This window comes from Companilactobacillus furfuricola, assembly GCF_003946325.1.
Lineage (GTDB): Bacteria > Bacillota > Bacilli > Lactobacillales > Lactobacillaceae > Companilactobacillus > Companilactobacillus furfuricola.
This window is the reverse complement of the sequence record NZ_RHNT01000008.1, coordinates 1-26,023: the sequence shown is the minus strand read 5'-3', so window position 1 is coordinate 26,023 and position 26,023 is coordinate 1. Positions and strand designations below refer to the sequence as shown.

The 26,023-nt window shown below is 38.6% G+C and carries 29 protein-coding genes and 1 riboswitch; of the genes, 28 read left to right on the top strand and 1 reads right to left on the bottom strand.

All coding sequences use genetic code 11. The features are described from left to right. Positions 1-17: 17 nt before the first annotated feature. From mreC to thiT, 5 genes are all read left to right on the top strand, one after another. Positions 18-881: a rod shape-determining protein MreC gene (mreC, locus tag EKM78_RS04140; RefSeq protein WP_125769668.1), complete on the top strand. Its 864-nt coding sequence runs from the start codon at positions 18-20 to the stop codon at positions 879-881. Further along, entirely contained in the window at positions 881-1,423 is a 543-nt protein-coding gene (mreD, locus tag EKM78_RS04135; protein ID WP_125769666.1) for a rod shape-determining protein MreD, read from the top strand. The genes mreC and mreD overlap by 1 nt, the downstream gene beginning before the upstream one ends. Further along, positions 1,420-2,082: a septum site-determining protein MinC gene (locus EKM78_RS04130; protein WP_125769664.1), complete on the top strand. Its 663-nt coding sequence runs from the start codon at positions 1,420-1,422 to the stop codon at positions 2,080-2,082. The genes mreD and EKM78_RS04130 overlap by 4 nt, the downstream gene beginning before the upstream one ends. A gap of 2 nt (positions 2,083-2,084) precedes the next feature. Next, a complete protein-coding gene (gene minD / locus EKM78_RS04125; protein WP_125769662.1) occupies positions 2,085-2,885 on the top strand; it encodes a septum site-determining protein MinD in 801 nt (266 codons plus the stop codon). 2 nt (positions 2,886-2,887) lie between these two features. Then, positions 2,888-2,987, top strand: a riboswitch (TPP riboswitch). Between the two features lie 40 nt (positions 2,988-3,027). Further along, positions 3,028-3,594, top strand: a complete 567-nt coding sequence (gene thiT / locus EKM78_RS04120) for an energy-coupled thiamine transporter ThiT (RefSeq protein ID WP_125769660.1) — start codon at positions 3,028-3,030, stop codon at positions 3,592-3,594. A 253-nt stretch (positions 3,595-3,847) separates the two neighbouring features. Here thiT and EKM78_RS04115 read toward each other — a convergent pair whose 3' ends face one another. Further along, entirely contained in the window at positions 3,848-3,973 is a 126-nt protein-coding gene (locus tag EKM78_RS04115; protein ID WP_245994774.1) for a DUF4044 domain-containing protein, read from the bottom strand. A gap of 224 nt (positions 3,974-4,197) precedes the next feature. Here EKM78_RS04115 and mraZ point away from each other — a divergent pair, with 224 nt between their 5' ends. The 23 genes from mraZ to EKM78_RS13235 all read left to right on the top strand — a co-directional run bounded on the left by mraZ (position 4,198) and on the right by EKM78_RS13235 (position 26,004). Next, a complete protein-coding gene (gene mraZ / locus EKM78_RS04110; protein ID WP_125769656.1) occupies positions 4,198-4,629 on the top strand; it encodes a division/cell wall cluster transcriptional repressor MraZ in 432 nt (143 codons plus the stop codon). After that, entirely contained in the window at positions 4,619-5,569 is a 951-nt protein-coding gene (gene rsmH / locus EKM78_RS04105) for a 16S rRNA (cytosine(1402)-N(4))-methyltransferase RsmH (RefSeq protein ID WP_125769654.1), read from the top strand. The genes mraZ and rsmH overlap by 11 nt, the downstream gene beginning before the upstream one ends. Positions 5,570-5,584: 15 nt before the next feature. Continuing rightward, complete coding sequence (gene ftsL / locus EKM78_RS04100; protein WP_125769652.1) at positions 5,585-5,956, top strand: cell division protein FtsL; 372 nt, start codon at positions 5,585-5,587, stop codon at positions 5,954-5,956. Further along, complete coding sequence (locus tag EKM78_RS04095; RefSeq protein ID WP_125769650.1) at positions 5,953-8,124, top strand: penicillin-binding transpeptidase domain-containing protein; 2,172 nt, start codon at positions 5,953-5,955, stop codon at positions 8,122-8,124. The genes ftsL and EKM78_RS04095 overlap by 4 nt, the downstream gene beginning before the upstream one ends. 13 nt (positions 8,125-8,137) lie before the next feature. Beyond that, the gene (mraY, locus tag EKM78_RS04090) at positions 8,138-9,103 is read left to right on the top strand and encodes a phospho-N-acetylmuramoyl-pentapeptide-transferase (RefSeq protein ID WP_125769648.1); all 966 of its coding nucleotides are present in this window, start codon (positions 8,138-8,140) and stop codon (positions 9,101-9,103) included. Positions 9,104-9,113: 10 nt separating this feature from the next. Beyond that, positions 9,114-10,478: a UDP-N-acetylmuramoyl-L-alanine--D-glutamate ligase gene (murD, locus tag EKM78_RS04085; RefSeq protein ID WP_125769646.1), complete on the top strand. Its 1,365-nt coding sequence runs from the start codon at positions 9,114-9,116 to the stop codon at positions 10,476-10,478. Between the two features lie 13 nt (positions 10,479-10,491). Further along, positions 10,492-11,592 carry an undecaprenyldiphospho-muramoylpentapeptide beta-N-acetylglucosaminyltransferase gene (gene murG / locus EKM78_RS04080; RefSeq protein WP_164507198.1) on the top strand — a complete coding sequence of 367 codons (1,101 nt, stop codon included), beginning with the start codon at positions 10,492-10,494 and terminating at the stop codon, positions 11,590-11,592. 17 nt (positions 11,593-11,609) lie between these two features. Next, positions 11,610-12,311, top strand: coding sequence for a cell division protein FtsQ/DivIB (locus EKM78_RS04075; protein ID WP_125769642.1), 702 nt, complete (start codon positions 11,610-11,612; stop codon positions 12,309-12,311). Positions 12,312-12,387: 76 nt separating this feature from the next. Beyond that, positions 12,388-13,725: a cell division protein FtsA gene (gene ftsA, locus EKM78_RS04070; protein WP_125769640.1), complete on the top strand. Its 1,338-nt coding sequence runs from the start codon at positions 12,388-12,390 to the stop codon at positions 13,723-13,725. 48 nt (positions 13,726-13,773) lie between these two features. Continuing rightward, positions 13,774-15,015, top strand: a complete 1,242-nt coding sequence (gene ftsZ, locus EKM78_RS04065; protein ID WP_125769638.1) for a cell division protein FtsZ — start codon at positions 13,774-13,776, stop codon at positions 15,013-15,015. A gap of 14 nt (positions 15,016-15,029) precedes the next feature. Beyond that, the gene (locus tag EKM78_RS04060; RefSeq protein WP_125769635.1) at positions 15,030-15,446 is read left to right on the top strand and encodes a cell division protein SepF; all 417 of its coding nucleotides are present in this window, start codon (positions 15,030-15,032) and stop codon (positions 15,444-15,446) included. A 15-nt stretch (positions 15,447-15,461) separates the two neighbouring features. Continuing rightward, complete coding sequence (locus EKM78_RS04055) at positions 15,462-15,728, top strand: YggT family protein (RefSeq protein WP_125769633.1); 267 nt, start codon at positions 15,462-15,464, stop codon at positions 15,726-15,728. Then, positions 15,729-16,529: a YlmH family RNA-binding protein gene (locus EKM78_RS04050; RefSeq protein ID WP_125769631.1), complete on the top strand. Its 801-nt coding sequence runs from the start codon at positions 15,729-15,731 to the stop codon at positions 16,527-16,529. A gap of 16 nt (positions 16,530-16,545) precedes the next feature. Further along, positions 16,546-17,280, top strand: coding sequence for a DivIVA domain-containing protein (locus tag EKM78_RS04045; protein ID WP_125769629.1), 735 nt, complete (start codon positions 16,546-16,548; stop codon positions 17,278-17,280). Between the two features lie 323 nt (positions 17,281-17,603). After that, the gene (gene ileS, locus EKM78_RS04040; protein WP_125769627.1) at positions 17,604-20,381 is read left to right on the top strand and encodes an isoleucine--tRNA ligase; all 2,778 of its coding nucleotides are present in this window, start codon (positions 17,604-17,606) and stop codon (positions 20,379-20,381) included. A 9-nt stretch (positions 20,382-20,390) separates the two neighbouring features. Beyond that, positions 20,391-20,606 (top strand): cold-shock protein, encoded by a 216-nt coding sequence (locus tag EKM78_RS04035; protein WP_125769625.1) that lies wholly within the window; start codon positions 20,391-20,393, stop codon positions 20,604-20,606. An 882-nt stretch (positions 20,607-21,488) separates the two neighbouring features. Then, a complete protein-coding gene (locus EKM78_RS04030) occupies positions 21,489-22,061 on the top strand; it encodes an NUDIX hydrolase (protein ID WP_125769623.1) in 573 nt (190 codons plus the stop codon). 1 nt (position 22,062) lies between these two features. After that, entirely contained in the window at positions 22,063-22,356 is a 294-nt protein-coding gene (locus EKM78_RS04025) for a hypothetical protein (RefSeq protein WP_125769621.1), read from the top strand. A 15-nt stretch (positions 22,357-22,371) separates the two neighbouring features. Then, the gene (locus EKM78_RS04020) at positions 22,372-23,061 is read left to right on the top strand and encodes a 5'-methylthioadenosine/adenosylhomocysteine nucleosidase (RefSeq protein WP_125769619.1); all 690 of its coding nucleotides are present in this window, start codon (positions 22,372-22,374) and stop codon (positions 23,059-23,061) included. 21 nt (positions 23,062-23,082) lie between these two features. Then, entirely contained in the window at positions 23,083-24,231 is a 1,149-nt protein-coding gene (locus tag EKM78_RS04015; protein ID WP_125769755.1) for a cysteine desulfurase family protein, read from the top strand. A 53-nt stretch (positions 24,232-24,284) separates the two neighbouring features. Continuing rightward, the gene (locus EKM78_RS04010; RefSeq protein ID WP_125769617.1) at positions 24,285-24,623 is read left to right on the top strand and encodes a hypothetical protein; all 339 of its coding nucleotides are present in this window, start codon (positions 24,285-24,287) and stop codon (positions 24,621-24,623) included. Between the two features lie 13 nt (positions 24,624-24,636). Further along, the gene (gene mnmA / locus EKM78_RS04005; protein ID WP_125769615.1) at positions 24,637-25,755 is read left to right on the top strand and encodes a tRNA 2-thiouridine(34) synthase MnmA; all 1,119 of its coding nucleotides are present in this window, start codon (positions 24,637-24,639) and stop codon (positions 25,753-25,755) included. 114 nt (positions 25,756-25,869) lie between these two features. Further along, a complete protein-coding gene (locus tag EKM78_RS13235; RefSeq protein ID WP_281273587.1) occupies positions 25,870-26,004 on the top strand; it encodes a hypothetical protein in 135 nt (44 codons plus the stop codon). Positions 26,005-26,023 lie beyond the last annotated feature (19 nt).

Sequence of the window (26,023 nt, the reverse complement as noted above, 5' to 3'; positions counted from 1 at the left end):
ACAGGTAGGAGGAAGAAATGCAAAAGTTTTTTTCAAATAAAAAGTTAATTATTTTAATGATAATCATTATCGTGACTTTTGGACTTTTGGCGGTATCTGTTAACGTCAGAAATAAAAAAGAAACTCCTCCTTTTGTTCAACAAGTCGGCAATGACGTGGTGAGTGTTGTAGGTGGTGTCTTCGCATATCCAGTGAATGCTGTCAAAAACACTTCGTCAGAATTTTCTGATTTGTATAACACTTATCAAGAAAATCGTCGCTTGAAGTCAAAAATAGGTGATTTAGCTCAAAATCAAGCTAAATTAAAAGTAGTTCAAGACGAGAATAAAAAGCTCAAACAAGAATTGAAATTAAATAGTACTTTAACTGATTATGATACGACCAATGCTTCTGTTTTATCTCGTTCACCAAGTAGTTGGCAAAACTACTTAACGATCAATCGTGGTTCAACTAGCGGATTGAAGAAAAACATGCCAGTTATGTCTGGTAAAGGCTTGATCGGACGTATCATTGAAGTTGACAAGGTGAGTTCAAAGGTCGAATTAGTATCTACTGATAATGAGATCAACGATAAGTTTGCCGCCGAGATCCTTGGTGATAAAGATACGAATGTTACTGGTGTTGTTAGTCGTTACGATGACAGTACTGGAGATATCGTCATGGAAAACGTCAACTCTGTTAAGGGTATAAAAAAAGGTCAAAAAGTCATTACCTCTGGATTGGGTGGTAGAACACCTCGAGGATTGTATATTGGTAAAGTTCACGGACTTAAGAAAGACAACTATGGTATGACTAATTCAGTTTACATTACACCAGCAGCTGAGTTACGTAACTTTACCGTGGTCACAGTTATTAAATCTACGGTAAGTGGTGAAAAATAATGCCTTTTAAAACACGTAAGATAATCGGACAAGTAATTTTTATCTTATTAGCTTTTTACTTGGACGGATTGATTAAGTGGTCATTTTTGAATAATATGAATATTGAGAATTTAACAGTCGAACCCCAATTAATGTTGATGGTACTAGTATTGTTGACTTTTCGGATCGACAGTCGGCGGGCAATCTTGACTTATGGGATCGTCTTCGGTTTGATCTATGATTCTTATTATTTTGGCATCATCGGTTTATATACGATTTTGCTGCCTTTGATTTTAGTAGGGATCGACCACTATAAATATTTGTTTGCAAAATCATCAGTTGGTTATGAGATGTCAGTATACTTCTTAGCCTTGACGACTTTGCAAGCTGGTGTTTTTCTACTAGAAAAATTATTTAGATTAGCTTCTGCTGATGTAGATGATTTCATTACCTTCATCCTTGGCCCAACTTTACTTTGGAACATCGTAGTATTTTTCATCCTATATGTTCCTTTTGCTGATCTGAGTGATTGGCTGGTTAAATATAGGAGGGGAACTAAATGAGTGATGTCACTCTTAAAGGAAGCAAAGATGGTTTTGTCGTTGTGATCGACGATAAGAGTTCATTTGACGATGCACTTGCTCAATTGAAGAACATGATCGTCGAGCAGACCATTGGTACGCAGGAAGACAACACGATTCAATTTACCGTGAAAACAGGTAATCGGCTTTTTGATAATGAACAAGTTCAACAGATCCAAACAGTCTTTGAAAAATATCCGCAGATCCAGTTAAAAAGAATCGAATCAGATGTGATCCTCAAGTCTGAATCAGACCAAATCATTGAGAACAATAAAATCAATCTTGAGACTGGTATCATTAGAAGCGGTCAAAAAAAAGAGTACAAGGGTGATGTGATTTTTCTTGGGACCTTGCATGAAGGAGCACAAATCACAACGGATGGTACTATTTATTTATTAGGGCCGGTTCAAGGGATAGTGCAAGCTGGTTTTCCTGATAATACCAATGCAGCAATCGTTGGTAATTTGAATGGTGCTGCTCAGTATCGGATAGCTGACGTTGTAGAAATCGTTACTGAAGATGATGCTGACAAATTTCAGAATTTTAAATTTGCTCACATTGATGATATGCATACAATTAGTGTTGAAGACTTAAAGGATTACAAAGAAGTAATTAATGAAGTAAGAAAGAGGACCGAGTAGTTATGGGAATTTCTATCGTTGTGACATCTGGTAAGGGTGGAGTTGGTAAAACTACTACCACTGCTAATGTCAGTACCGAACTTGCATCGATGGGTAAGAAAGTTTGTATGGTCGATTTAGATATCGGTCTGCGCAATCTGGATGCTTTTTTAGGATTAACTAAGAGAATTGTTTACGATATTGTTGATGTTGCTCAACAAAGAGTTGTCTTATCTCAGGCTTTGGTCCGTGATCCGCGCTTCGGAGATAATCTTTATTTGTTGGCGGCATCGCAATTTTCTGACAAATACGTTCTTGATAGCAATTCAGTTAATACTATTATCGAGTATTTGAAGCAACGATTTGATTTTGTCATGATCGATTGTCCAGCTGGAATTGAATATGGTTTTAAAAATGCAGTCAATTCTGCAGAAGCTGCTTTGGTAGTTACTAATCCTGAGATTGCTTCGGTGAGTGATTCAGATCGAGTGGTTGGAATTTTGGAAAGCTTGGAAATGCCGATCACACCGCATTTGGTCATCAACCGGATCCGAAAGAATATGATCAACGAAGGAACATCAATGAAGATCGAAGACATCGTTAATCACCTCGGTATTCCTTTGATCGGGATCATCGTTGATGAGGATGAAGTTATTTCTTCATCAAATTCGGGGCAAACGATCGTATCTAATCCTGAAAGTGAAGCAGGTCGTGGCTATCGCAATATTGCTCGAAGGATGCTTGGCGAAAATGTGCCATTAACATTGTTCGAACAACCTAAGAAACGTGGCTTCATGAGTCGAATGTTCGGCAGAAATAATTAAATAGTCAACACTAGGGGAGCCAATCGGCTGAGAGTGATTTTATTCAGACCCTTAAAACCTGTTATGTTAATGCATGCGTAGGGACAGTGTTTTATAAATAAGCGTAAACTCTCTTGTGGTGACCAGCAAAGGGAGTTTTTTTATGGCAAAAAATCAAAAGTTGATCATACTGACTGAAGGTGCACTAGTCACTGCTGCAGCTCAAGTACTGAGTTTCATACCACATTCGTTTGGCGTATCGTCGATCGAACTAGTTTATGGACTGATACCTATGGCAATCTTCGCTTTAAGACGTGGATTGAAAGCCGGGCTGATAGCAGGTCTAGTTTGGGGTTTGTTAGATTTATTATTACGTGGACTTTCTAGCGGAGGCGTACTTAATCCGTTACAAGGATTTTTAGAATATCCCGTAGCATTTTCAGCCATCGGTTTGATTGGATTAGGAAGTGCCAAAGTTAAGCAGGTGATCCGTGAAGGAAAAAGTTCCATCGGTTGGATCTTATTTTTCAGCAGTTTTGGCGTTTTGGTTAAATACAGTTTTCATTTCTTAGCAGGCGGTGTTTTTTGGGCATCATTTGCACCAAAGACGATGAATCCCTGGATCTATTCGTTTGTGGTCAATGGGGGAAGCTTAATTGTTAATGTACTAATGGTTTTTGTTTTAAGCTGGGCATTAAATAAATTATTTGATCGTCTGATCTTGGTATAAAGTCTTAAATTAAAATATCTTCATGATATGTTCAAAAATCTTAATATTTTTTTAACAATTTATTTTGTTATAAATTTTGATAAAATTTACAATTCACATGCAAATATCCTTTGCTTGTGAAAATATTCATATTTAATACGAACCGAGATCATGGAGAAATGATTATCTTCTGCAATTCATTTTAAATATACATAAAAAGGCGCTGTTCTGAGAAATTCAGAACAGCGCCTTTTTGTGTGTGATACTTTCAAGATTAAAGGAAGCTAGGCAAGATACCTAGTACTACACCTAGGATCGTTACGATGATCATTAACCAGACAAATCCTTGAATGATTTTAGCTAGAGTGCTTTTTGGTTTTTTATCGTTCAAATGTGACACCACCTACGTATTGATAATGAAATGTTACTTCACCTGCTACTATTATGCAACATTCCTCCAAAAATGGAAAATATCCCCCACCGGTCCCCACAATCTAGAATCATTGTTTTATCAGTGTTTTTAGCAATTAATTTAAACTATTTGTTATTATTTTAACTTAATGTGGTTAATTGTGGTTAATTGTGGTAAATTAGAAAGTGTTAAAGATTTGAGGTGAGCTTTAGATGTTCATGGGGGAATTTCATCATACGATCGATAGCAAGGGCAGATTGATCATTCCATCTAAATTTCGTCAAGAAATCGGCGAATCTTTTGTTATTACTCGTGGGATGGACGGTTGCCTTTTTGGCTATCCTATGGACCAGTGGAACAAACTGGAAGCTCAACTCGACAAATTACCCTTAACTAAGAAAGACGCTCGTGCTTTTACTAGATTTTTTTATTCAGCTGCTACGGAAGTTGAATTTGACAAGCAAGGCCGGATTAATCTATCGGCTCCTTTGATCAAGTTTTCTAAGTTGCAAAAGAATTGTGTTGTTGTTGGCGTTTCTGATCGAATCGAGATCTGGGACGAAGATAACTGGACTAAGTTTAGTGAGGAAGCCGAGGAAAACTTTGAGGAAATTTCGGAGAAGATGACAGACTTTGACTTCTAATGAATACACACACAAGACAGTTCTGCTAAAGGAAACTATCGATATGTTGAATCCCACTGATGATGGCATCTACGTGGATGCCACGTTTGGTCGCGGTGGACACACTAAAGAATTGCTTAGTCGAGTACACAACAGCACGGTATATGCATTTGACCGGGACGAAAGTGCGATTGAAGTTGGTGATCAGATCAAACAAGACCAGTCAGTTATCGGAGATAATCAACTGGTCTTGATTCGTGACAACTTTGAGAATATGCAGGAACGATTAAATGAAATCGGCGTAACGGAAGTTAATGGGGTAGTTTATGATTTAGGCGTTTCGTCACCACAATTTGATGATGCTGTCCGGGGTTTCAGTTACAAGAAAGAAGCCCGTTTAGACATGAGAATGGATCAACGTCAAGATCTTGATGCTGAAAAGATCGTTAATGACTGGTCGTACAATGATCTTGTCAAGATCTTCTTTAAATACAGCAACGAAAAGTTTTCTAAGCAAATCGCTCGTTCTATTGAACGAACACGCCAAGATCATCGAATCACTTCAACCTTAGAATTAGCAGACATCATCAAGAACTCGATCCCAGCTGCCCGTCGCAGAACTGGTGGTCATCCAGCAAAACGGATCTTTCAAGCTATCAGAATAGCTGTAAACGACGAATTAGGATCATTAGAACGTTCGCTTGATCAAGCGATAAATTTAATTAAACCTAGTGGTAGAATTAGTGTTATCACATTTCAATCATTAGAGGATCGTATCGTTAAACATACATTTAAAGAAATGTCGGAAGTTGATGTTCCAAGAGGACTTCCCGTTATACCTAAAGATATTCAACCGACTCTCAAGTTAGTTACTCGAAAGCCAATATTACCTAATCAAGACGAATTAAACGAAAATAATCGTGCACATAGTGCAAAGTTACGCGTTGTCGAAAAGATTTAATATGGAGTGTAGGATATGTTAGAAAGTACAGCCAGAAACTTACAAAGTTATGAAACAGCAGAATCAAACCCACAGACACAAGCCCAAACGCAAACTAATGCTGCATCTCATCGAGTTGCCGTTTCCAAAACGGAATCATTTTTATTAGTAGCTCTGGGTGTATTAACTGTGATATTGATGACTGCACTCGTAGCGACAAAAGTTTCGCAAACTGTTGCCCAAAACAATCTAAACGACGTAACAACAAAGATTAGCAAAACGAATACAAATAACGTAAACTTACAACAAGAGGTTTCTGAATTAACTAGTTATGATCGACTCTCTAGTTTCGCTAAGAAACACAATCTCAAAATGAGCAATAAAAATGTAAGGAACGTTACAAAATGAAAAAATTTTTACAAAAAATCTTCAAAAATAAGGCGCGACGCAATCACTATATAGTAGGCTTTTTCATAGTGATTGTGACGGCCTTTTCTTTTATCATTTTTACGCAACGTTTTACGTCAATTGCTACAAGTAAGAGCTATCATGGGGTCAATCTGGCTGAAAGGACCCGTCAAAAATACCAAAGTGTCGATCAAGTTAATGCTCGACGGGGCGATATCTTGGACAGTAATGGCGATATGATCGCGGGAAATTCTAGCATTTATAATATTGCGGTAATTTTGTCGAAAAAGTCAAAAACAGCCGATGGCAAGCCGGATTATGTTCAAAATAAACAGGAAACAGCTAAGAAATTATCAAAATATTTACCATTGTCTAAGAAACAGATCTTAGACTATTTGACGCCAAAAAATAAAAAACAATATCAAGTCGAGTTAGGTCCTGAAGGACGAAATTTGTCGATCGAGATCAAAAATAAAATCGCTGCTTTAAAGCTTCCTGGGATCAAGTTTGAAGAATATCCTTCTCGGGCCTACCCTAATGGTACTTTTGCTACGAACCAAGTTGGTATCACTAAGCAAGACGACAGTAGCGATCCCCATACGAATATTAGTGGTTTAATGGGGATCGAAAAATATTTCAATTCTATTTTGGCTGGTAAAGATGGTAAGAAAATCACTAAGATCGATTCACAGGGCAATGAATTGCCAGGTTCACAAGTCGTTGAAAAGCAAGCGGTTAATGGATCGAATGTTTATTTAACGCTTGATAGTAAAATCCAACAATACGTTGAGATCTTGAGTCAGCGGGTCCAAGATAAATATCAACCTAAGAATCTCCAAGTGTTAGTTATGGATTCAAAGACTGGTCAGATAAAGGCAGCTTCGCAACGGCCGACCTTTAATCCGTCAACTGGTAAGGGTATGTCTGATAGTTGGCGTGATACTTTAGTCGAAGATCAATTTGAACCCGGTTCAGTCATGAAAATTTTAACGTTATCGGCTGCCATTGATTCCGGAAACTATGATGGTAACGAATTATACAAGTCTGGTGCGGTGGAAGTCGGCGGACGAACGATTCGTGATTGGAACAACGTTGGTTGGGGCTATATTCCCGAATCTGAAGCTTTTCCAAGATCTTCCAATACCGGAATGGTTCATCTGGAACAACAAATGGGTGCTGACACTTGGATGAAATATATGAAGAAATTCAAGATCGGTGATAAGACTGGTATCGAATTGCCAGACGAAGTTTCTGGCGGGATTTCTTATAAACATGACAGTGACCAAGCAATGACATCCTTTGGTCAAAGTGTCAATGTCAACACTATCCAAATGCTCCAAGCTTTTTCAGCAGTGGCTAATGATGGGAAAATGATCAAACCACAAATCGTGGATAAGATCGTTGACCCGTCTACCGGAAAGACGACAAAAAATTACAAGACTAAGGTAGTTGGAAATCCCATTTCCGCAAATACTGCTCAGCAAGTACGCAAACAAATGCGCCAAGTTGTCACTAAAGATTACGGGACTGGAATGGTTTATAAAGTTCCAGGCGTTAAAGTAGGTGTCAAAACTGGTACTGCTCAAATCGCTAGTTCTGGCGGTTATTTAACTGGGGCAGGTAACTATATTTTCTCAGTTGCCGGAATGATCCCATATAATAACCCAAGATATATCGTCTACATTACGATGAGACAGCCACAGATCATGTCTACTGCAGCTGAAAAAATGATCTCAGAAATATTCAATCCATTAGTTAAACGATTAATGACTCAAGATGATGACAGTGGTCAAACGATCGAAGCTGGCAGTCAATATGTTGACATGCCTAATTTCTTGAATTCTTCAGTCGCTTCTGCACAAAAGAAAATCAAGAAACTTAATCTGCAATCAGGTATCGTAGGTACTGGAGACAAGATCGTTCAACAGTCGCCGGCAAGTGGTGAAAAGGTCATGCCTGGTCAACGGATCGTAATGTTGACTAATGGAGCAATGACCATGCCAGATTTAACTGGTTGGTCCAAGAATGACGTTTTGAAGTTCGCTGAAATCACTGGCAGGACCGTAGTTACTTCTGGTGATGGTTATGTTACAGAACAATCGATTAAACCAGGAAAAATCATCAATGACAGTGGTAAAATTAAAGTAACACTGGAGAATAATAATTAAGTGGGGACTATCCATGGAACTTAGTAAGATATTTATAGATTTAATCAGCAGTTTTGCGATCGTTGCGATCTTTATGCCTTTTTTGATCGGGTACTTGATCGCGCACAAAGAAGGTCAGTCGATCCGTGAAGAAGGACCAAAATGGCACGAGAAGAAATCAGGAACGCCAACGATGGGTGGTCTTCTGATTTTAGTTGCAATGGCCATTACTAATATTTGGGTCGGTTCTTGGCTTCATCAAATGACTCACGCCTTGATAATTACGACCCTTGTGATCGTTTTATTTGGTTGCATTGGTTTTATTGACGACTTCATCAAAGTCTTTAAGAAGCGCAATTTGGGACTAAAGGCACTACAAAAGCTAATACTACAAATTATCGTTGCTGCTATTTTCTTAGTAGTTTATTTCAATGATAAATTGCCAGTTAGATTTGCGATCCCGGGCTGGTTTTCAATTGACTCAGCTGTGATCTTTGTCTTGTTCACCATTTTCTGGTTAGTTGGTTTTTCTAATGCCACTAACTTAACTGATGGTCTAGACGGCCTATTAGGCGGTCTAGGAGCGATTTCCTACTTAACCTATGCAATTATAGCTTTAAATCAGAATCGCATGGATATCGCCATTGTATGCTTCTCAGTGGTAGGTGGATTATTAGCCTTTCTGATCTTTAATCACAAACCTGCCAAGATTTTTATGGGAGACGTTGGTTCATTAGCGCTAGGTGCGGGATTAGCTGCTATTTCGATTTTATTAGGTCGTTATTGGTCACTACTTTTGATCGGCCTAGTTTATGTCATCGAAACAGCTAGTGTGATGCTTCAAGTATTTTCATTCAAAGTTTTCCATCGCCGTATCTTTAAAATGACACCGATCCATCATCATTTTGAAATGATGGGCTGGAGCGAGTGGAAAATCGACATTATTTTTTGGTTGTTCGGTGCAGCATTCTCTGCAATTTATTTAATAATTTTTATATAGAAGGTAAGACGTGATCATGAATAGTAGTTATGCAAATAAGAAAATTTTAGTATTAGGATTAGCCAAAAGTGGTTATGCAGTTGCTAAACTGCTGAAGAAGATCAATTGTGAGGTCAAAGTCGTCGATTCTAATCCCCTAGAAGGCAACACAGAAGCTCAAGCTTTGATCGATGAGGGATTCGAAGTAATTACAGGTAGTAACGATGCTAGTTTGATCGATGACTCGTATGACTTCCTTGTGAAAAATCCGGGGATCCCATATTCCAATGACTTGATCCAACAGGCGGAAAAATTAAATATTCCGATCGTTACTGAACCAGAAATTGCCTACAGTTGTTCTGATGCGACGATGGTCGCTGTTACTGGTACGAATGGTAAAACAACAGTCACAACTTTGATCCAATTAATGCTTGATCATGCGCCACAATTTAAGAAATCTTATTATGCAGGTAATATTGGGATCCCGATCTCTGATGTTATTCAAAAAGCTACTAAAGACGACGTCGTAGTAACAGAACTTTCGAGTTTTCAACTAGAAGGTACTATCGAGTTGCATCCACACGTTGCTGTCTTGAACAATATTTATTCAGCACATCTAGACTTTCATAAGACTCGTCAAAATTACATCAATGCCAAGATGCATATTACTAAGAATCAAACTCCTGATGATTACTTTATTGTTAATTGGAATGAAAAAGAATGGCAAGATCTAGCAAAACGTTCTAAGGCTGCCATTATTCCTTTTTCTGATCAACAAGAACTAGGTTTTGGCGCTTACGAATCTGAGGGAAACATTTATTATAATCGTCATTTGATCATGAATATTGACGATATCAAAGTACCTGGTGAACACAATGTTCAAAATGCTCTCGCAGCGATCAACGTTGCTAAGATATTTGGGGTATCTGATGGAGACATCGTCGAAGTATTGAGCAAATTCAGTGGAGTTAAACATCGGATCCAGTTTGTCGATCGTTTCGATGAACGTAAATTCTATAACGATTCCAAAGCTACCAATATTGAGGCCACTATCGTTGCTTTGCAGGCCTTTAAAGAACCTATCACATTGATTGCTGGGGGATTGGACCGTGGCAATGGCTTTGATGAATTAGTTCCATACTTGAAAGGCAAAGTTCACAACATAATCGTTTATGGACAAACGGCTACTAAGTTGATCGATGCAGCTGAAAAAGCCGAGATCGGCAATATCATCGAGGTCCAAGATTTATCAGAAGCTGTTCCTGAAGCTTACAAACAAAGTTCAAAAGGAGATGTCGTCTTGCTTTCTCCAGCTTGTGCTAGTTGGGATCAATTCGATACTTTTGAACAACGTGGTGATTTGTTTATCGATGAAGTTGAAAAATTAAAGGGGTAAAAAAATGACTAAACTGAGAATAATAGTCTCCGGTGGTGGAACTGGAGGTCATATCTATCCAGCAATGGCCTTGATCAAACGCCTTCAAGAACGCGATATGATCGAGTCAGTTTTGTACGTTGGTACAGAAAAGGGACTTGAAAGTAAAATCGTTACTCGTGAAGGAATCGATTTTAAAACGATCAAGATCAGCGGTTTTAAAAGAAAGCTGACCTTGGAAAATATCAAAGTCTTACAAATGTTTTTAGCCTCCATCAGCCGCTCAAAGAAAATAATCCGTGATTTCAAACCGGATATTGTCGTTGGAACTGGTGGCTATGTTTCGAGTGCAGTTGTCTATGCTGCTCACCAAATGCATATCCCGACCGTGATCCATGAGCAAAATACGATTGCTGGGATCACTAACAAGTTTTTAGGTCACTTTGTCGATAAAATCGCTATTGCCTTTACTCAAGCTGAAAATCAATTTTCTGAAAAGAAGAAAATCGTCTTTACGGGTAATCCGCGGGCACAAGAAGCTGCTAATATTGAGCGAAATGATCGTTTAAAAGACGTTGATTTAGATCCAAGTAAATCGACTGTGTTAATTTTTGGTGGGTCCAGAGGCGCTGAACCGATCAATAAGGCAGTGATTGGTGCATTAGAGCAATTTTCTCAAGCAGATTTCCAGGTGCTGTTCGTAACTGGTCGTGTTCACTATGACAGTGTCATCAAACGCATTGATCCAAAGTATTTAAAACTGGATAAGATTTCTGTAAAGCCTTATATCGACAACATGCCAGAGATTTTGCCTGATTTGACGATGATCGTTGGTCGCTCAGGTGCTACAAGTATCGCTGAGATCACAGCGTTAGGAATTCCGGCAATTTTTATCCCTAGCCCTTATGTCACACATGATCATCAAACAGTCAATGCCAATTCAGTGGCTGAAAATGGCGCCGCAAAAGTTTTGGTAGAAAAAGAATTAACTGCTGATAAATTATTTACGACTATTTCTGATATTATGACTGATCCTCAAGAGTTATCGAAAATGTCAAAAGCATCGAAAGAAAACGGAGTGCCAGATGCTTCTGATAAGTTGATCCAAGTATTGTTAGATTTAGTTAAGAAATAGTAATCGAGGTCAACCGTATGTCAAAAAAGGCCAAAAGTTATCAAAAAAGTTTTATTATTTTATTCATTGCAATTGTCATAATTATTTTGGCCTACTTGGGTTCTTCCTTCAGTAAGGTACGCAATATTACCGTTAAAGGGGTCAATGATTTAGGCGCTCAGCAAGTTATCGATGCGACGAAAATAACAGATAATTCCTTATTGGTCGGGGTTTTCTTGCATCATCGATCCATTTCTGAGCAAACTCACAAACAGTTGCCATCTGTTAAGTCAGTTTCTTTCAAAACGAATAATTTACGTGATCTGACGATCGTTGTAGATGAGTATCCGACCTTGGGGCTTATTTACAAAAATGGATATTACTATAGAATAATTGATAATGGGAAGATTTTATCGAATAAATTGAAATCTTACACTGGGAATTATCCCATCTACACAGATTTTGATAAAAAGTCTGATTTAGAGAAAATAACTAAAATTTATAAAAAAATGCCAGAAAATGTAAAAAATAATATTTCTGAGATACATAATGCCTCTAATAAAATCAATCCATATCGGATAAAAATCGATATGAATGATGGTAATAAAGTTATTGCGGATATTAGAACTGTTGACAAAAAAATGAAATATTATCCTAGTATTGCTGCTCAAATGAAAAAGAAGGGCGTCATCGATATGGAGATCGGTGCCTATTCCTATCCATTTGATAAGAAGAAATAGGTTCAATATAATCTTTTTTGTGTTAAAATTTTTTAATGAATGGTTTTTTAATTAGTTAAGGAGGCAACCACTGTCTATGGACAATTCAGAGTTCTTTGTAGGCCTCGATATTGGGACAAACTCTATTAAAGTGGTAGTCGCTGAAGCATCAGACGATAAATTAAGTGTCGTTGGTGTCGGAAGTGAGCGATCTGAAGGGGTAAGTCGTGGCGTTATCGTTGATATTGATAAGGCTGCAGGTGCAATAAAGCGAGCCGTTAAAAAAGCAGAAACCCAGGCTAATATTACGATTAAAGAAGTTGTGGTCGGTATTTCGGCTAATATGCTGCAGATCGAAAAATGCCAGGGAATGATTGCAGTTGGTACACAATCAAAAGAAATCACAGAAAATGATGTCAGACAAGTAATGGCGGCAGCTATGATCCAAAACTTGCCAAGTGAACGAGAAGTTGTTTCGCTTTTACCAAAGCAATTTTCTGTTGATGGATTTAATAACATCCGCGATCCAAGAGGAATGATCGGTGTTCGTTTAGAGATGAAGGGGATCATTTACACGGCACCCAAAACGATCGTCCATAACACTAAAAAGGCGATCCAAAAGGCTGGATTGCACATTGTCCATAAAGTGATCACGCCGATGGCACTGAGTCAAGTTGCTCTTAACGAAGGAGAAAGTGATTTTGGCGCTATTATCATTGATATGGGTGCTGGTCAAACAACGGCTTCAGTCGTTCATGATCACAATCTCAAACTTTCAACTGTCGATTTTGAAGGTGGCGATTATGTCACACATGATATTTCGGTAGTGTTAAATACCACAGTCGAAAATGCCACACAATTGAAACTTTATTATGGTACTGCTGATTCGGCAAATGCTGATACTGATGATACAATCAGTGTTGATGTAGTTGGTAAGTCTGAACCAGAAACAATTTCAGAGGAATATTTATCAGAGATCATTGAAGCTCGGCTTCAACAGATTTTTACTCGACTAAAAGGACCACTACAAGATGCTGGAGCATTGTCATTGCCAGGTGGAATCGTTCTAACTGGTGGTGTTGCTGCTACATCAGGGATCGGGGAGCTCGCCAAAGATGTTTTTGGCGTAAAAGTTAGAAGCTATGTCCCTGCTCAAATGGGGATGAGATATCCTTCATATGCGTTAGGCTTAGGCTTAGTAACATATGCATCCAATCTGAACGATATCGGAATTATTGCCGACAATGTAGTCAACGGTGCTGCGATTAATCAAACTGATTCAGCTCCAAGACCAAACGTTCAACCGGTTCCAGAGGAACAACCGAAAGCTACTCAAAAACCAGCTGAGCAACCTAAGAAAGCTTCTCCAAAGAAGAAACAAAAGGGTTCACGGATGGAAGGCATGAAGAACTTCTGGAGTAAGTTTTTTGATTAATTATAAAAGTTAACTATATTCAGGAATGGTAATAGGAGGAACTCCTTAATGGAATATTCATTAGATTCAAACGAAAATATGGGGGCAGTTATTAAAGTTATCGGTGTTGGTGGAGCCGGTGGTAATGCTGTTAATCGCATGGTCGACACAGGTATCAAAGGTGTACAATTCATCGCTGCAAATACTGACGTCCAAGCACTAGAAAGTTCTCAAGCTGAAACAAAGATCCAATTAGGACCTAAATTGACTAGAGGATTGGGCGCTGGCTCAAATCCTGAGATCGGTCAAAAGGCGGCACAAGAAAGTGAAGAAGCCATTAAAGAAGCCTTAGAAGGCGCTGATATGATCTTTATCACTGCCGGAATGGGTGGCGGAACTGGTACTGGTGCCGCTCCGATCGTGGCAAACATTGCTAAAGAAAGTGGCGCACTAACTGTTGGTGTAGTTACTCGTCCTTTTGCATTTGAAGGTTCAAAACGTTCTCGCTTCGCTGCTGATGGAATTAGCGAACTTAAAAAAGACGTCGATACTTTGGTCTTGATCTCTAACAGCAAGTTGCTCGAAATCGTTGACAAGAAGACACCGATGAACGAAGCATTTAGTATTGCTGATGACGTGTTAAGACAAGGTGTACAAAGTATTTCTGATTTGATCACTTCACCTGGATTCGTTAACTTGGACTTTGCTGATGTTAAAACGGTTATGTCTGATCAAGGTTCAGCTCTTATGGGTATTGGTACAGCTAACGGTGAAAATAGAATTACTGATGCAACAAATAAGGCTATTTCTTCACCACTACTTGAAGTTTCAATTGATGGAGCTAAACAAGTCTTACTTAATATTACTGGTGGACCTGACTTGTCATTGTTCGAAGCCCAAGATGCTGCCCAAATCGTTACTGATCAAGCAACTAAAGACGTTAATATCATCTTTGGTACATCGATCGACGAAACACTTGGCGATCAAGTTAAAGTTACTGTTATCGCTACTGGTGTTGAAACTGAAGGTGGCAAGAAAGATACTCGTAACCGTCGTTTGAATTTGAACAATCCAAATGCTGTTTTTGATGGTCAAGACAAACAAGTCAATGAACAACCTAAGCAACCACAACAACCAAATACAGATCCATTTTCTAACTGGGATATCAATCAAGCAGGTGGCGATAAGAGCCAAAACAATGTTTCAGGTGAAAAGAGTGATTTTGACATTTTCCAAAAACCCGAAACAATTGACTTGAGTGATGATGATGACGATTCAACACCACCAATATTCAAGCGTAGAAATAAATAATAGGGGGTCGTAATATGGCACTTTCTTCAAAATTAGGAGCATTCTTTGGTCTCGGTGACGATGACGAAAATTACGATGCTTCTCAACAAAATAACCAAGCAACACAATCAGAATCAGTCGATTATACTGATAACCAAAAAGTCGTATCGATCGATTCTGGGAGCAATAAATCCGGAAGCAATAAAATTGCAATTTTTCAACCTAGGATTTATGCTGACGCCAAAGATGTTTCAAAACAATTATTAAATAACAAAGCAGTCATCGTTAATTTCAACAGTATTAGCGATGATCAAGCAAAGCGGATCGTTGATTTTCTAACAGGGACAGTCTATGCCTTAAATGGCGAGATCAAACGTGTTGGAGACAAGATCTTCCTTTGCACGCCACCTAAATTTCAAATAGATGGTAGTATACCTGACATAGGTGAATAAAACGGAGGATAATAAATGACTCGAGTTATGGCCGGTTTGCCATTAATGATCGCGTATTTGTTTCGGATGTATGAAATACTTATCTTTGTATATTGTGTGTTAACTTTCATACCTGCGTTATACAATTCGGTCATTGGAAGATTTGTAAGAAGTTTAGTGGAGCCATTTCTAAATTTGATCTCGAGAATCATACCAACGCGGATCGGGATGATCGATTTTTCGCCGATCATTGCTCTAGTGTTGGTCCAGGTCCTAGCAAGGGTGATTTTTTATATAGTGTAGATGAGCAATAAAGAAAAGGTAGATACGAGCGGTGGATTTTTTCGCCCTGAGGAAAAACCATTTATCGACAAGATCGGTGATTTATTACTTCGAACACAATCAATGTATATACCCCAACTGACAGATTTTTTGAATTTGCGTGAACGCGCGATCCTAGATAATCTAGTGAACAAGTACGATGATCTCTTTGTTCACTATTTTGGTGGATATGAAGGGGCAGAAAGAGTCAGGGGCATTATTGCTCCTGATTATTTTGTACCTAAACAATCTGATTTTAAGATCGTCCTTTATGAGATCCGTTATCCTGAGAAGTTTGCCAACTTGCATCACGGTCAAATATTAGGATCTTTAACGGGGTCAGGGATCGATCGTGATCATTTTGGGGACATTATAACGGATGGTAAAAGATGGCAGTTTTTTGTGTTTGATAACATTGGTAAGTATATTGAGGAACAAGTCGATAAAATTGGTTCATTCAAAATCCACATGATCAAGAAGAATTTACAAACTGATCTATTGATGCCGATCGATGAATCAGAGGATGAAACGATCAACGTCCAGTCATTAAGGCTAGATACAATTATTGCCGAGGTTTATGATGTTTCTCGGACTGTTGCGAAGTCATTAGTGGAACACGGTCGGGTGCAGCTAAATTGGGTAGTTAATCGTAATGCAAGTTCTTTCGTAACAATTTATGATACGGTCAGCGTTAGAGGATATGGCCGGATCAAAGTGAATAATCTCATGGGTAAGTCCCACAACAATAAGTATATTTTATTTGTAAATATTATTAGAAAGTGATCAGGGGTGTGGTTAGATGGTATTGTCGCCTATCGAAATACATAATAAGGAATTTGATCGAAAGTTTCGTGGCTATGACCGTGAGCAAGTCGACAATTTTTTAGATCAGGTAGTTAACGATTACGATATTGCACTGCAACAAAATGCACAGCTTCAAAAAGAATTAAAGCAAACTCAGTCGCAGTTGAAATATTTTACCGATATGAAGGATGCTTTGAATCAGTCTATCTTGGTTGCCCAAGATGCTGCTGACAAGGTCAAAGCTAATGCCGAAAAAGAAGCTCAGGTGATCTCTGAGGAAGCTCAAAATAAAGCACGTGATCTTTTAGATCAATCGACAAATAAATCTAACCAGATCTTGGAAGACGCCTCTGATAAAGCACGTCAAGTGACGATTCAGACGGATGATTTGAAGAGCCGAACTAGTGCATTTCGTGCGACTTTACAACGGATGTTGCAACAACAGTTGGACTATGTTGAAAGTCCGGAGTGGAATAAGATGCTTGAGCAAACACCAACTGATGATCTTAAATCACGGATCGGGGTTACAGATGATGATCAGCCAGCGGTCGATCAAATGCAAGCTGATTCAACTGACCAAAATTCTGGCGAAGGTGTTTCAAATTCTAATCAAGTGGATTATAATAAAAACATTCCTGATAATAGGACATCAGATTCATACACGATCAACAATGACCAAAATGGTCCAACGTTTAATTTTGATTCTGATAACGGCAATAATAATCAATAGAAAAGACAAGTGCGGGTCGAATAATATTTTCAGCGAGCTAGTGTTGGTGTGAGACTAGTAAATTAAGTAGACTATCGTATATCAACTTTTCGACAATTAGATATGTTTTATACCAATAATAGGTGGTACAGCGAAGAATTCGTCCTAATTTGGATGGGTTCTTTTTTATTTTGAAGAGTTCCAGGAGATAGTGGTTAATGGCTAACAAATTATCAGCGAGCACTGCGTTTTAGTACTCTTGTGCGATAGTTCGTTAATCATCAACAACTGATCATCTCCTTGCACTCTCTAATTTCATTGCAATAACATAAGGAGTGGACAACATGCGAGTAAAAGATACCTTAAACTTAGGTAAAACTAAATTCCCAATGCGTGGTAATCTTCCTAACAAAGAAGCCGAGTGGGAAAAAGCTTGGGAAGAAAACAAGATTTATGAAAAGAGACAAAAGTTAAACGAGGGCAAACCAAAATTTGAATTATTGGATGGACCTCCATTTGCCAACGGTGATATTCACATGGGACACGCCTTGAACAAAATCTCAAAAGATATCATCGTTCGCTATAAGTCAATGGACGGTTATCGTTCACCATACGTTCCTGGATGGGATACTCATGGATTGCCGATCGAACAACAATTAGCTAAAAAGGGCGTTAAGCGTAAAGAGATCGGTATGGAAGAATACCGGAAAATGTGCCAAGAATTTGCTGAAAATGAAATCAAGAAGCAAATGGCCGGCTTTAAGCGCCTAGGGGTTTCAGCTGACTGGGATCACCCATATATTACTTATCAACCAGAGTTTGAAAAAGAAGAAGTTAAAGTCTTTGGTGAAATGGTTGATAAAGGATACATTTATCGTGGTAAGAAACCAGTTTACTGGTCACCATCTTCTGAATCTACTCTAGCTGAAGCAGAAATCGAATATCATGATATCAAGTCGCCATCGATCTTTGTTGCCTTTAAAGTCCGCGATGGAAAAGACCTTTTGGATAATGATACGTCGTTCATTATTTGGACTACTACTCCTTGGACAATTCCATCAAATGAGGCCATTTGTGTAAATCCTAAATTTGATTACGTGCAAATTGATGCTGATGGCAAGAAGTATGTTGTGGCGGAAGATCGAATCAGCTTTTTGAAAGAAGAGCTCGGTTGGAATGATGTTAAGATCCTCAAGGAATTCAAAGGAACAGATCTTGAAGGATTAACAGCTACACACCCACTCTATGATCAAGAATCACTTTTGATCTTAGGTAACCACGTTACATTAGACGATGGTACTGGATTAGTTCATACTGCTCCTGGATTTGGTGCTGATGACTTTGTTGCAGGTATGAAATACAAATTACCTGTATTTTCACCAATTGATGCTCACGGTTGTTTTACTGATGAAATCCCTGAATATAAGGGTGTCTTTTATGATGATGCTAATAAGATGATCACTAAGCGAATGGAAGAAAATGGTTCATTGCTGAAACTTGAATTCTTTACGCATAGTTATCCACATGATTGGCGGACTAAGAAACCAGTTATTTTCCGTGCTACACCACAATGGTTTGCTTCGATCGACAAATTCAGACAACAATTACTTGATGAATTAGAAAAAGTTAGTTTCATTCCTGATTGGGGTAAAAAACGTCTCTACAATATGATCCGTGATCGTGGGGATTGGGTCATCTCAAGACAGCGTGCTTGGGGTGTTCCATTACCAATTTTCTATGCTGAAAATGGTGAGCCTATTATGACTAAAGAGATCATTGACCACGTCGCTGATCTATTCGGTCAATACGGTTCAGATATTTGGTTCAAACGTGAAGCAAAGGACTTACTACCAGAAGGATATACAAATCCTAATAGTCCAAATGGAGAATTTACTAAAGAAACCGATATTATGGATGTTTGGTTTGACTCTGGTACAGCCCACGCTGGTGTAGCTAAATTAAGAGATAATTTAACTTTCCCAGCTGACTTAGTTCTTGAAGGTTCTGACCAATATCGTGGCTGGTTCAATTCACTATTGATCACTTCCGTAGCTGCCTTTGGCGTAGCTCCATACAAGGCTGTTCTATCACAAGGATTTACGCTTGATAAAAATGGTGTCAAAATGAGTAAGTCACTTGGTAACGTTATTGCACCTAGTGATATCGAAAGACAATTTGGTGCTGAGATCATTCGTCTATGGGTCGCATCAGTGGATGCCAGTTCTGATGTTTCAGTATCAGTTGACTCATTCAAGCAAACTTCAGAATCTTATCGTAAGATCCGTAACACGATTAGATTTATGTTGGCTAATACGACTGATTTTGATCCAAAAGAAAATCGTGTTGCCTATAATGACTTACGTCCAGAAGACAAATACATCGTCATGAGGTTGAACAGCTTGATCGAAAATGTTCTTAGTGATTATGATCATTATGATTTTGCTTCAGTTAACAAACAAGTTTTGAAGTTCTTGACGAATGACCTTTCAACATTCTATCTTGATTTTGCTAAAGATGTTGTTTATATCGATGCTGAAGATTCTCATTCAAGACGAGCAATGCAAACAGTAATTTATGACAGTGCAGTGGCACTTACTAAATTATTGACTCCTATCTTGCCACATACAATGGAACAAGTATGGGAATACTTGAAGGAACCGGAAGAATTCGTGCAATTAGCAGACATGCCAAAACCTGCTGACCAAGCAGACTTTGCTGATATTAAGGAAACATGGACTAAGTTCATGGACTTTAGAGATAATGTCTTGAAGTCACTTGAAGTTGCTCGTGATAACAAGCTTATTGGTAAGTCACTGGAAGCTAAGGTCACAATTTGTCCTTCTGCTGAGTTGAAGGAAACCTTGAGTAAGTTGGGTGACAATGTTGGTCAATTGTTGATCGTTTCGCAATTTGAAGTTGTTGATTCTGCTCCTGAGGGTGCTGATGAATACGAAGATAGTGCTGTGCTAGTTGAAAAAGCAGACGGAAAGGTTTGTTCTAGATGTCGGATGACTAAGACGGATGTCGGTTCAGATCCAAACTTCCCTGAATTTTGTGCTAGATGTGCTAAGATAGTTGCTGAAGAATATCCACAAACTATAAGCGAAGGCTTTGAAAACTAGGTTGATCAGATGTTTGAAGGTAAAGTTGTAAGATTTAATAAGCAGCGAGGTTTTGGGTTTATCAACGATGGTGAAAATGATATTTTCTTTTTTGCTGATTCGGTGTTGAACCGGGAAGATTTTTATATCGAGGCTGGGTTGACGGTTCAATTTGAGATCGCGCCTGGATATAAGGGACCTCAGGCTGTTAATATTAGTATTGTTGATGAAGAAAGCGCTGATTAGTGCTTTCTTTTTTTTGCTATTGAAGATGTGAGAGTAAAGATGTAAGAGAGCTATGGCAGCATTGGAGCGTTTTTCTTTGATGGAGTTCTGTTGGTTTGTTTGGTGGTTGGGGTGGGGAGGTCGTTGTTTGGTTGGTGCGTTCAAGCCGACTCCGGGGCCCGGGGATACGTTAAAGGAACGTAAGTGCTAACGCACTTGCGCAACCGGTTATGGTGGTGGCTACGCCACCGAACAATTAAGGTCGGGAACGTGGTGGGCACATTTTGAACCAATCGAGCAAAGGGCGCTCGCTTGTTTCAAAACTGCACCTTTCACTAAGCTCCTTTGTCGCCAAGTGAAATTTCACCACTGAGGTCTGTATCCCCGGGCCCCTCCGTCTAGATAGAGACAATATCCCCCCTGTGTTGAGATTTACCGATTTTTTTTCTACGAATTGGTTCTGTTTGCGCGTCCTATTTATCACATGTCTATCTCAGGATTTATCTATTCTGGTGGGAGTAGGAGCTTCCTTTTCTTGTTTGGATATAAACTCTGCATAGATTACTGACTCTTTTCTCGGTTCGCGGGACTTTGCTCCGCTCATTTTGTTTCCTGACTTACATTGCTGTTATTGCTTTTCTTTATTTTTTGGATAGATAAGTGTAAATATATATTTTTTATCTCTTACTTTCGCTTCTTGCTCGCGTGCTCGTTCCTCATACTCTTGCGTTGTATTTATGAAGATTTTTCTATTTTTCTCTTTTTTTGACTTTGTGTTTCTGATTTTTTTGTAAATGGAAATGTTATCTTTGATTGAGTTTGGTGTGACTATTCGTGCGCCTACTGGTACTACATGTTACAATAGTTTGTGCAATTTAATTAATTTATGGTGAGGTATGGGTTATGCGTAAAGAAGATTCTAAGTATTATGAGGAAGTTGTTGCTTCTCGTAGGATGTTCGGTGGTAAGATTTTTAATGTTGATGTTGAACAAGTGGTTTTACCTAACGGTATACCTGCCATTCGAGAGATTGTTCAGCACCATGGTGCTGTGGGAATTATTCCCTTTGTTGATGATAAGATGATTTTTGTGCGTCAATGGCGAGCTCCTTTGGGGCAGGAGACTTTGGAAATTCCTGCTGGGAAGATCGATCCTGATGAGGGTAGTGATTTGAAAGAGGTTGCTTTGCGAGAGATGAATGAGGAACTTGGGCTTTCTACGGATGCTGATAATCTGAAGGAAGTTACGGCCTTTTTCTCTAGTCCTGGCTACTCTAATGAAAAGATTACTATTTTTGCTGCTAATGATCTTAAGCCGGTGGAATTTAAGCGTCCTTTGGACAATGATGAGTTTTTGAATGTTGAGAAATTGACTTTAGAAGAAGCTGAGAAATTTGTTGAAGATGGATCTATTTGCGATGGGAAATCAATTTTTGCGGTAACTTACTGGAAGTTGTTGCAAGCTAAAGGTGAATAATATGTTTGCGAAGTTAAAGCATTTGATCAATAAGTCTAATGGACAAGCTTCTGATCCAAACCCAGAAGCTGGTAGTTCGGTTATTACTGAGGAAGAATTGCAACGTCGTCAAGCTGAACAGAAGCGACTAGAGGTTGAACGTCAGTATCAAGAGGAACATCCTGATCAAATTAAAGAAGAAAAAGAATTATCTTTTGAAAATAAGACAAATAAATTGAAAAAAAGGTTAAATATTGCGATTATTACTGTATTCGGCTTAATTATAATTGTATTTTTAATTTTATTTTTTATATAGAAGGAGCTATCACACATGAGAATTGGCGTAATCGTACCAATGGAAGAGGAAATCAAATTATTCAAAGAAAGTATGGATGCTTTTAAAGCAACGACGGTTGCTAATGTTGAGTTTACTGAGGGGACTTATGGTGATCATCAAGTTATTTTAGCCCAAAGTGGTATTGGTAAGGTACAAGCAGGTATGACTGCGACTATTTTGAATGAAAAATTTCAACCAGATTTTATCGTTAATACTGGTTCTGCCGGTGGTATTGGTGAAGGCTTAAAGATTGGCGATATCGTGATTTCTGAGAAGCTAGCTTATCACGATGTTGATGTGACTGAATCAGGATACAAAATGGGCCAATTGCCAGGTAGTCCACTTTATTTTGAAGCTGATCCTTTCTATATTAATCAAATTGAAATTGCAGCTGATAAGACTCATTTGAATTATCACAAAGGTTTGATCGTTTCTGGAGATCAATTTATTGACGACAAGCAGAAAATTGCTACAATTAAAAAGGCTTTTCCTGATGCCCTGGCTTCTGAAATGGAAGGTGCGGCTGTAGCTCAAGTTTGTGCTCAATTTAAAACACCATTTGTTGTTATCCGTTCGATGAGTGATGTCGGTGATGAAAATGCAAGCGTTAATTTTGACGAATTTGTTGTGCAGGCTGGTCAAAAGTCTGTACAAATGCTATTGAATTTTTTAGATCAGGAATAGATCGAGAAGGGGATTTTGAAAGTGGGATACATCTACTTAGATAATGCTGCCACGACGCCTATGGCTGACTCGGTTATAGAAGTGATGCACGACCAGATGATCAATAATTTTGGTAATGCATCGTCAACCAATTATTACGGCCGTAAAGCTCGACAAGTTTTGGATGATAGTAGGCACATTATCGCACAAAGTATTAATGCAAAAGATTCTGAGATCGTCTTTACTAGTGGCGGTACAGAAAGTGACAACACAGCTATTATGTCGACAGCTTTGTCACGTCAAAACTTAGGTAAACACATTATTACCGATCAAACTGAACACGAAGCTGTTTTGCGTCCAATGGAATACTTGGAAACGCTTGGCTTTGAGGTCACATATTTAAAACCGGATGAAAAAGGTGTTATTTCAGTTGAACAGGTCAAAGATGCTTTAAGAGACGATACGATCTTAGTTTCGATCATGTATGGAAACAATGAAGTTGGTGCTTTAAATCCAATTAAAGAGATCGGTGAATTATTACAAGATCATCAAGCATATTTTCATACTGATGCTGTCCAAGCATTTGGAACCGAAGACATTGATGTTCAAGCTGAACATATCGACTTTTTATCGACTTCAGCCCATAAATTGAATGGACCAAAATTCATCGGCTTTTTGTATGAAAATGCTGATAAACACATTCCTTCATATATTAGGGGTGGCGATCAAGAAACTAAACGCCGTGCTGGTACAGAAAATATTCCTGCCATTGCTGGTTTCGCACAAGCTGTCAAATTGGCAGATAATAGCGAGAAAAAACGTCGCCGAGAAACCTACTATTCTTTCAAACAAAAAATTCAAGCTATTTTAAGAGATCAAGGCATCAAATTTGAGGTAAATGGTCCAACAGATGATCACGGATTAAATCATGTGTTAAATTTATATTTGCCAGGGATCGAAAAGAGCGTTTTATTGACTCGTTTAGATTTGGAAGGCTTTGCCATTTCTGGTGGTTCTGCATGTACTGCTGGTAGTCTGGAACCTTCGCATGTTTTAACAGCAATGTTTGGCAAAGACAGTCCCAAGTTGAATGATTCGATTCGGATCAGTTTTGGGAAAGATAACACAATGGAAGAAATTGAAAAATTCACTTATAAGATGGCAGAAATCGTCAAAGACTTGACTAATTAATAAAAGATGAGCAAACTAATTATTGAGAAATTAATAATTAAGGGGATTCTATTATGCAAAAAAATCAAGCACAAGTATTAGGTGACAAAGATATTTACGAAATCGCTCCAGACATCAAGAAATACTCATTATTAGATGCTGGATTCGTTGAAGGACGTAACGATCATTTTAAACTACAACGTCCAATTTCGGGTACTTCTCCATATGATGCAAGATTTTTGTTAAAGATTTCTGTTTCAGAAGGATTTTCTCACTTGAGAATGTCTATTACAGATAAAAGTGGATTACACAATATTAATATTTATAAAGCAAAAGATACAAAGTCGGAAATCGACGATTATAAATTCATGATGAACTTTTTAGAGGAAAAGAACATTTTGATAAAGAAATAAGAGGTTATTTTTAATGAACAATACAAAAAAGCGCGTGGTTGTTGGAATGAGTGGAGGAGTTGATTCCTCAGTAAGTGCTCTTTTGTTGAAACAACAAGGCTATGAGGTAATTGGCGTCTTCATGAAGAACTGGGACGATTCAGATGATTCTGGTGTATGTACGGCTACAGAAGATTATGAAGATGTAGCAAAGGTCGCTAATAAGATCGGAATTCCATATTATTCCGTTAATTTTGAGAAAGAATACTGGGATCGTGTTTTCCAATACTTCCTTTCAGAATATCGTAAGGGTAGAACGCCTAATCCGGATGTTATGTGTAATAAGGAAGTTAAGTTCAAAGCATTTTTAGATTATGCTAATCAACTTAATGCAGACTATATTGCGATGGGGCATTATGCCCAAACTATCCGCGACGATAACGGCGTAGTTCACTTATTGCGCGGTGGCGATGCTAACAAGGATCAAACTTATTTCTTGAGCACTGTTCAACAAGATCAGCTTCAAAAGGCTTTGTTCCCGATCGGTGGAATGCAAAAGTCAGAGGTTAGAAGAATTGCTGAAGAGGCTGGCTTAGCTACTGCAAAGAAGAAGGACTCGACTGGTGTTTGCTTTATTGGTGAGAGAAACTTCAGAAAGTTCTTAGGTGAGTTTTTGCCTGCTCAGGCTGGTACTATGATGACTCCTGACGGTGAGGTTAAGGGTCAACATATGGGCTTGATGTATTATACTATCGGTCAGAGATCTGGACTTGGCCTTGGCGGTAACGCTAAGTCGAATGCCCCATGGTTTGTGGTTGGTAAGGATATGAGTAAGAATATTCTTTATGTGGACCAAGGATATGAGAATCCTGCTCTTTATGCTGATCATTTGGACGCTTCTGATCTTTCGTTTATTACTGGATTGGATTATGGTAGTGATTTCCATGCTACTGCTAAGTTTAGATATCGTCAGCAGGATGTTGGGGTTACTGTGCATGTTAAGGATGATGGTAAGGTTACTGTTGATTTTGATAATCCGGTTCGTGCTATTACTCCTGGTCAAGAGGTTGTGTTCTATGATGGCGAAGAGTGCCTTGGTGGAGCTACAATTGATTGTGCTTATATGAATGCTAAGAAATTGCAGTATGTATAGATTTTATGGACGACTTCGTTTGAGGTCGTCTTTTTTTGTATAGATGTAAGAGAGCTACGGCAGACAGAAGCGTTTTCCTTTGTTGTGTTTTGTTAGTTTGTTTGGTAGTTGGGGATGGAGGTAGTATTTTGGTTGCTACGTTCAATGCCGACTCCGGGGCCCGGGGATACAGCCACTGGAACGCTGCCGGCTGCTACAATTTTTTTAACCGGACAGATGAAAAACAATAATCAGTCCGGGAGACGATAACAATGAGTAGGAAAAATAA

Bases quoted from the DNA above. Each gene is read 5' to 3' on its own strand.
- mreC (WP_125769668.1), top strand. From the start codon at position 18: ATGCAAAAGTTTTTTTCAAATAAAAAGTTAATTATTTTAATGATAATC.
- mreD (WP_125769666.1), top strand. From the start codon at position 881: ATGCCTTTTAAAACACGTAAGATAATCGGACAAGTAATTTTTATCTTA.
- EKM78_RS04130 (WP_125769664.1), top strand. From the start codon at position 1,420: ATGAGTGATGTCACTCTTAAAGGAAGCAAAGATGGTTTTGTCGTTGTG.
- minD (WP_125769662.1), top strand. From the start codon at position 2,085: ATGGGAATTTCTATCGTTGTGACATCTGGTAAGGGTGGAGTTGGTAAA.
- thiT (WP_125769660.1), top strand. From the start codon at position 3,028: ATGGCAAAAAATCAAAAGTTGATCATACTGACTGAAGGTGCACTAGTC.
- mraZ (WP_125769656.1), top strand. From the start codon at position 4,198: ATGTTCATGGGGGAATTTCATCATACGATCGATAGCAAGGGCAGATTG.
- ftsL (WP_125769652.1), top strand. From the start codon at position 5,585: ATGTTAGAAAGTACAGCCAGAAACTTACAAAGTTATGAAACAGCAGAA.
- EKM78_RS04095 (WP_125769650.1), top strand. From the start codon at position 5,953: ATGAAAAAATTTTTACAAAAAATCTTCAAAAATAAGGCGCGACGCAAT.
- mraY (WP_125769648.1), top strand. From the start codon at position 8,138: ATGGAACTTAGTAAGATATTTATAGATTTAATCAGCAGTTTTGCGATC.
- EKM78_RS04075 (WP_125769642.1), top strand. From the start codon at position 11,610: ATGTCAAAAAAGGCCAAAAGTTATCAAAAAAGTTTTATTATTTTATTC.
- ftsA (WP_125769640.1), top strand. From the start codon at position 12,388: ATGGACAATTCAGAGTTCTTTGTAGGCCTCGATATTGGGACAAACTCT.
- ftsZ (WP_125769638.1), top strand. From the start codon at position 13,774: ATGGAATATTCATTAGATTCAAACGAAAATATGGGGGCAGTTATTAAA.
- EKM78_RS04060 (WP_125769635.1), top strand. From the start codon at position 15,030: ATGGCACTTTCTTCAAAATTAGGAGCATTCTTTGGTCTCGGTGACGAT.
- EKM78_RS04055 (WP_125769633.1), top strand. From the start codon at position 15,462: ATGACTCGAGTTATGGCCGGTTTGCCATTAATGATCGCGTATTTGTTT.
- EKM78_RS04050 (WP_125769631.1), top strand. From the start codon at position 15,729: ATGAGCAATAAAGAAAAGGTAGATACGAGCGGTGGATTTTTTCGCCCT.
- EKM78_RS04045 (WP_125769629.1), top strand. From the start codon at position 16,546: ATGGTATTGTCGCCTATCGAAATACATAATAAGGAATTTGATCGAAAG.
- ileS (WP_125769627.1), top strand. From the start codon at position 17,604: ATGCGAGTAAAAGATACCTTAAACTTAGGTAAAACTAAATTCCCAATG.
- EKM78_RS04035 (WP_125769625.1), top strand. From the start codon at position 20,391: ATGTTTGAAGGTAAAGTTGTAAGATTTAATAAGCAGCGAGGTTTTGGG.
- EKM78_RS04030 (WP_125769623.1), top strand. From the start codon at position 21,489: ATGCGTAAAGAAGATTCTAAGTATTATGAGGAAGTTGTTGCTTCTCGT.
- EKM78_RS04025 (WP_125769621.1), top strand. From the start codon at position 22,063: ATGTTTGCGAAGTTAAAGCATTTGATCAATAAGTCTAATGGACAAGCT.
- EKM78_RS04020 (WP_125769619.1), top strand. From the start codon at position 22,372: ATGAGAATTGGCGTAATCGTACCAATGGAAGAGGAAATCAAATTATTC.
- EKM78_RS04010 (WP_125769617.1), top strand. From the start codon at position 24,285: ATGCAAAAAAATCAAGCACAAGTATTAGGTGACAAAGATATTTACGAA.
- mnmA (WP_125769615.1), top strand. From the start codon at position 24,637: ATGAACAATACAAAAAAGCGCGTGGTTGTTGGAATGAGTGGAGGAGTT.
- EKM78_RS13235 (WP_281273587.1), top strand. From the start codon at position 25,870: ATGGAGGTAGTATTTTGGTTGCTACGTTCAATGCCGACTCCGGGGCCC.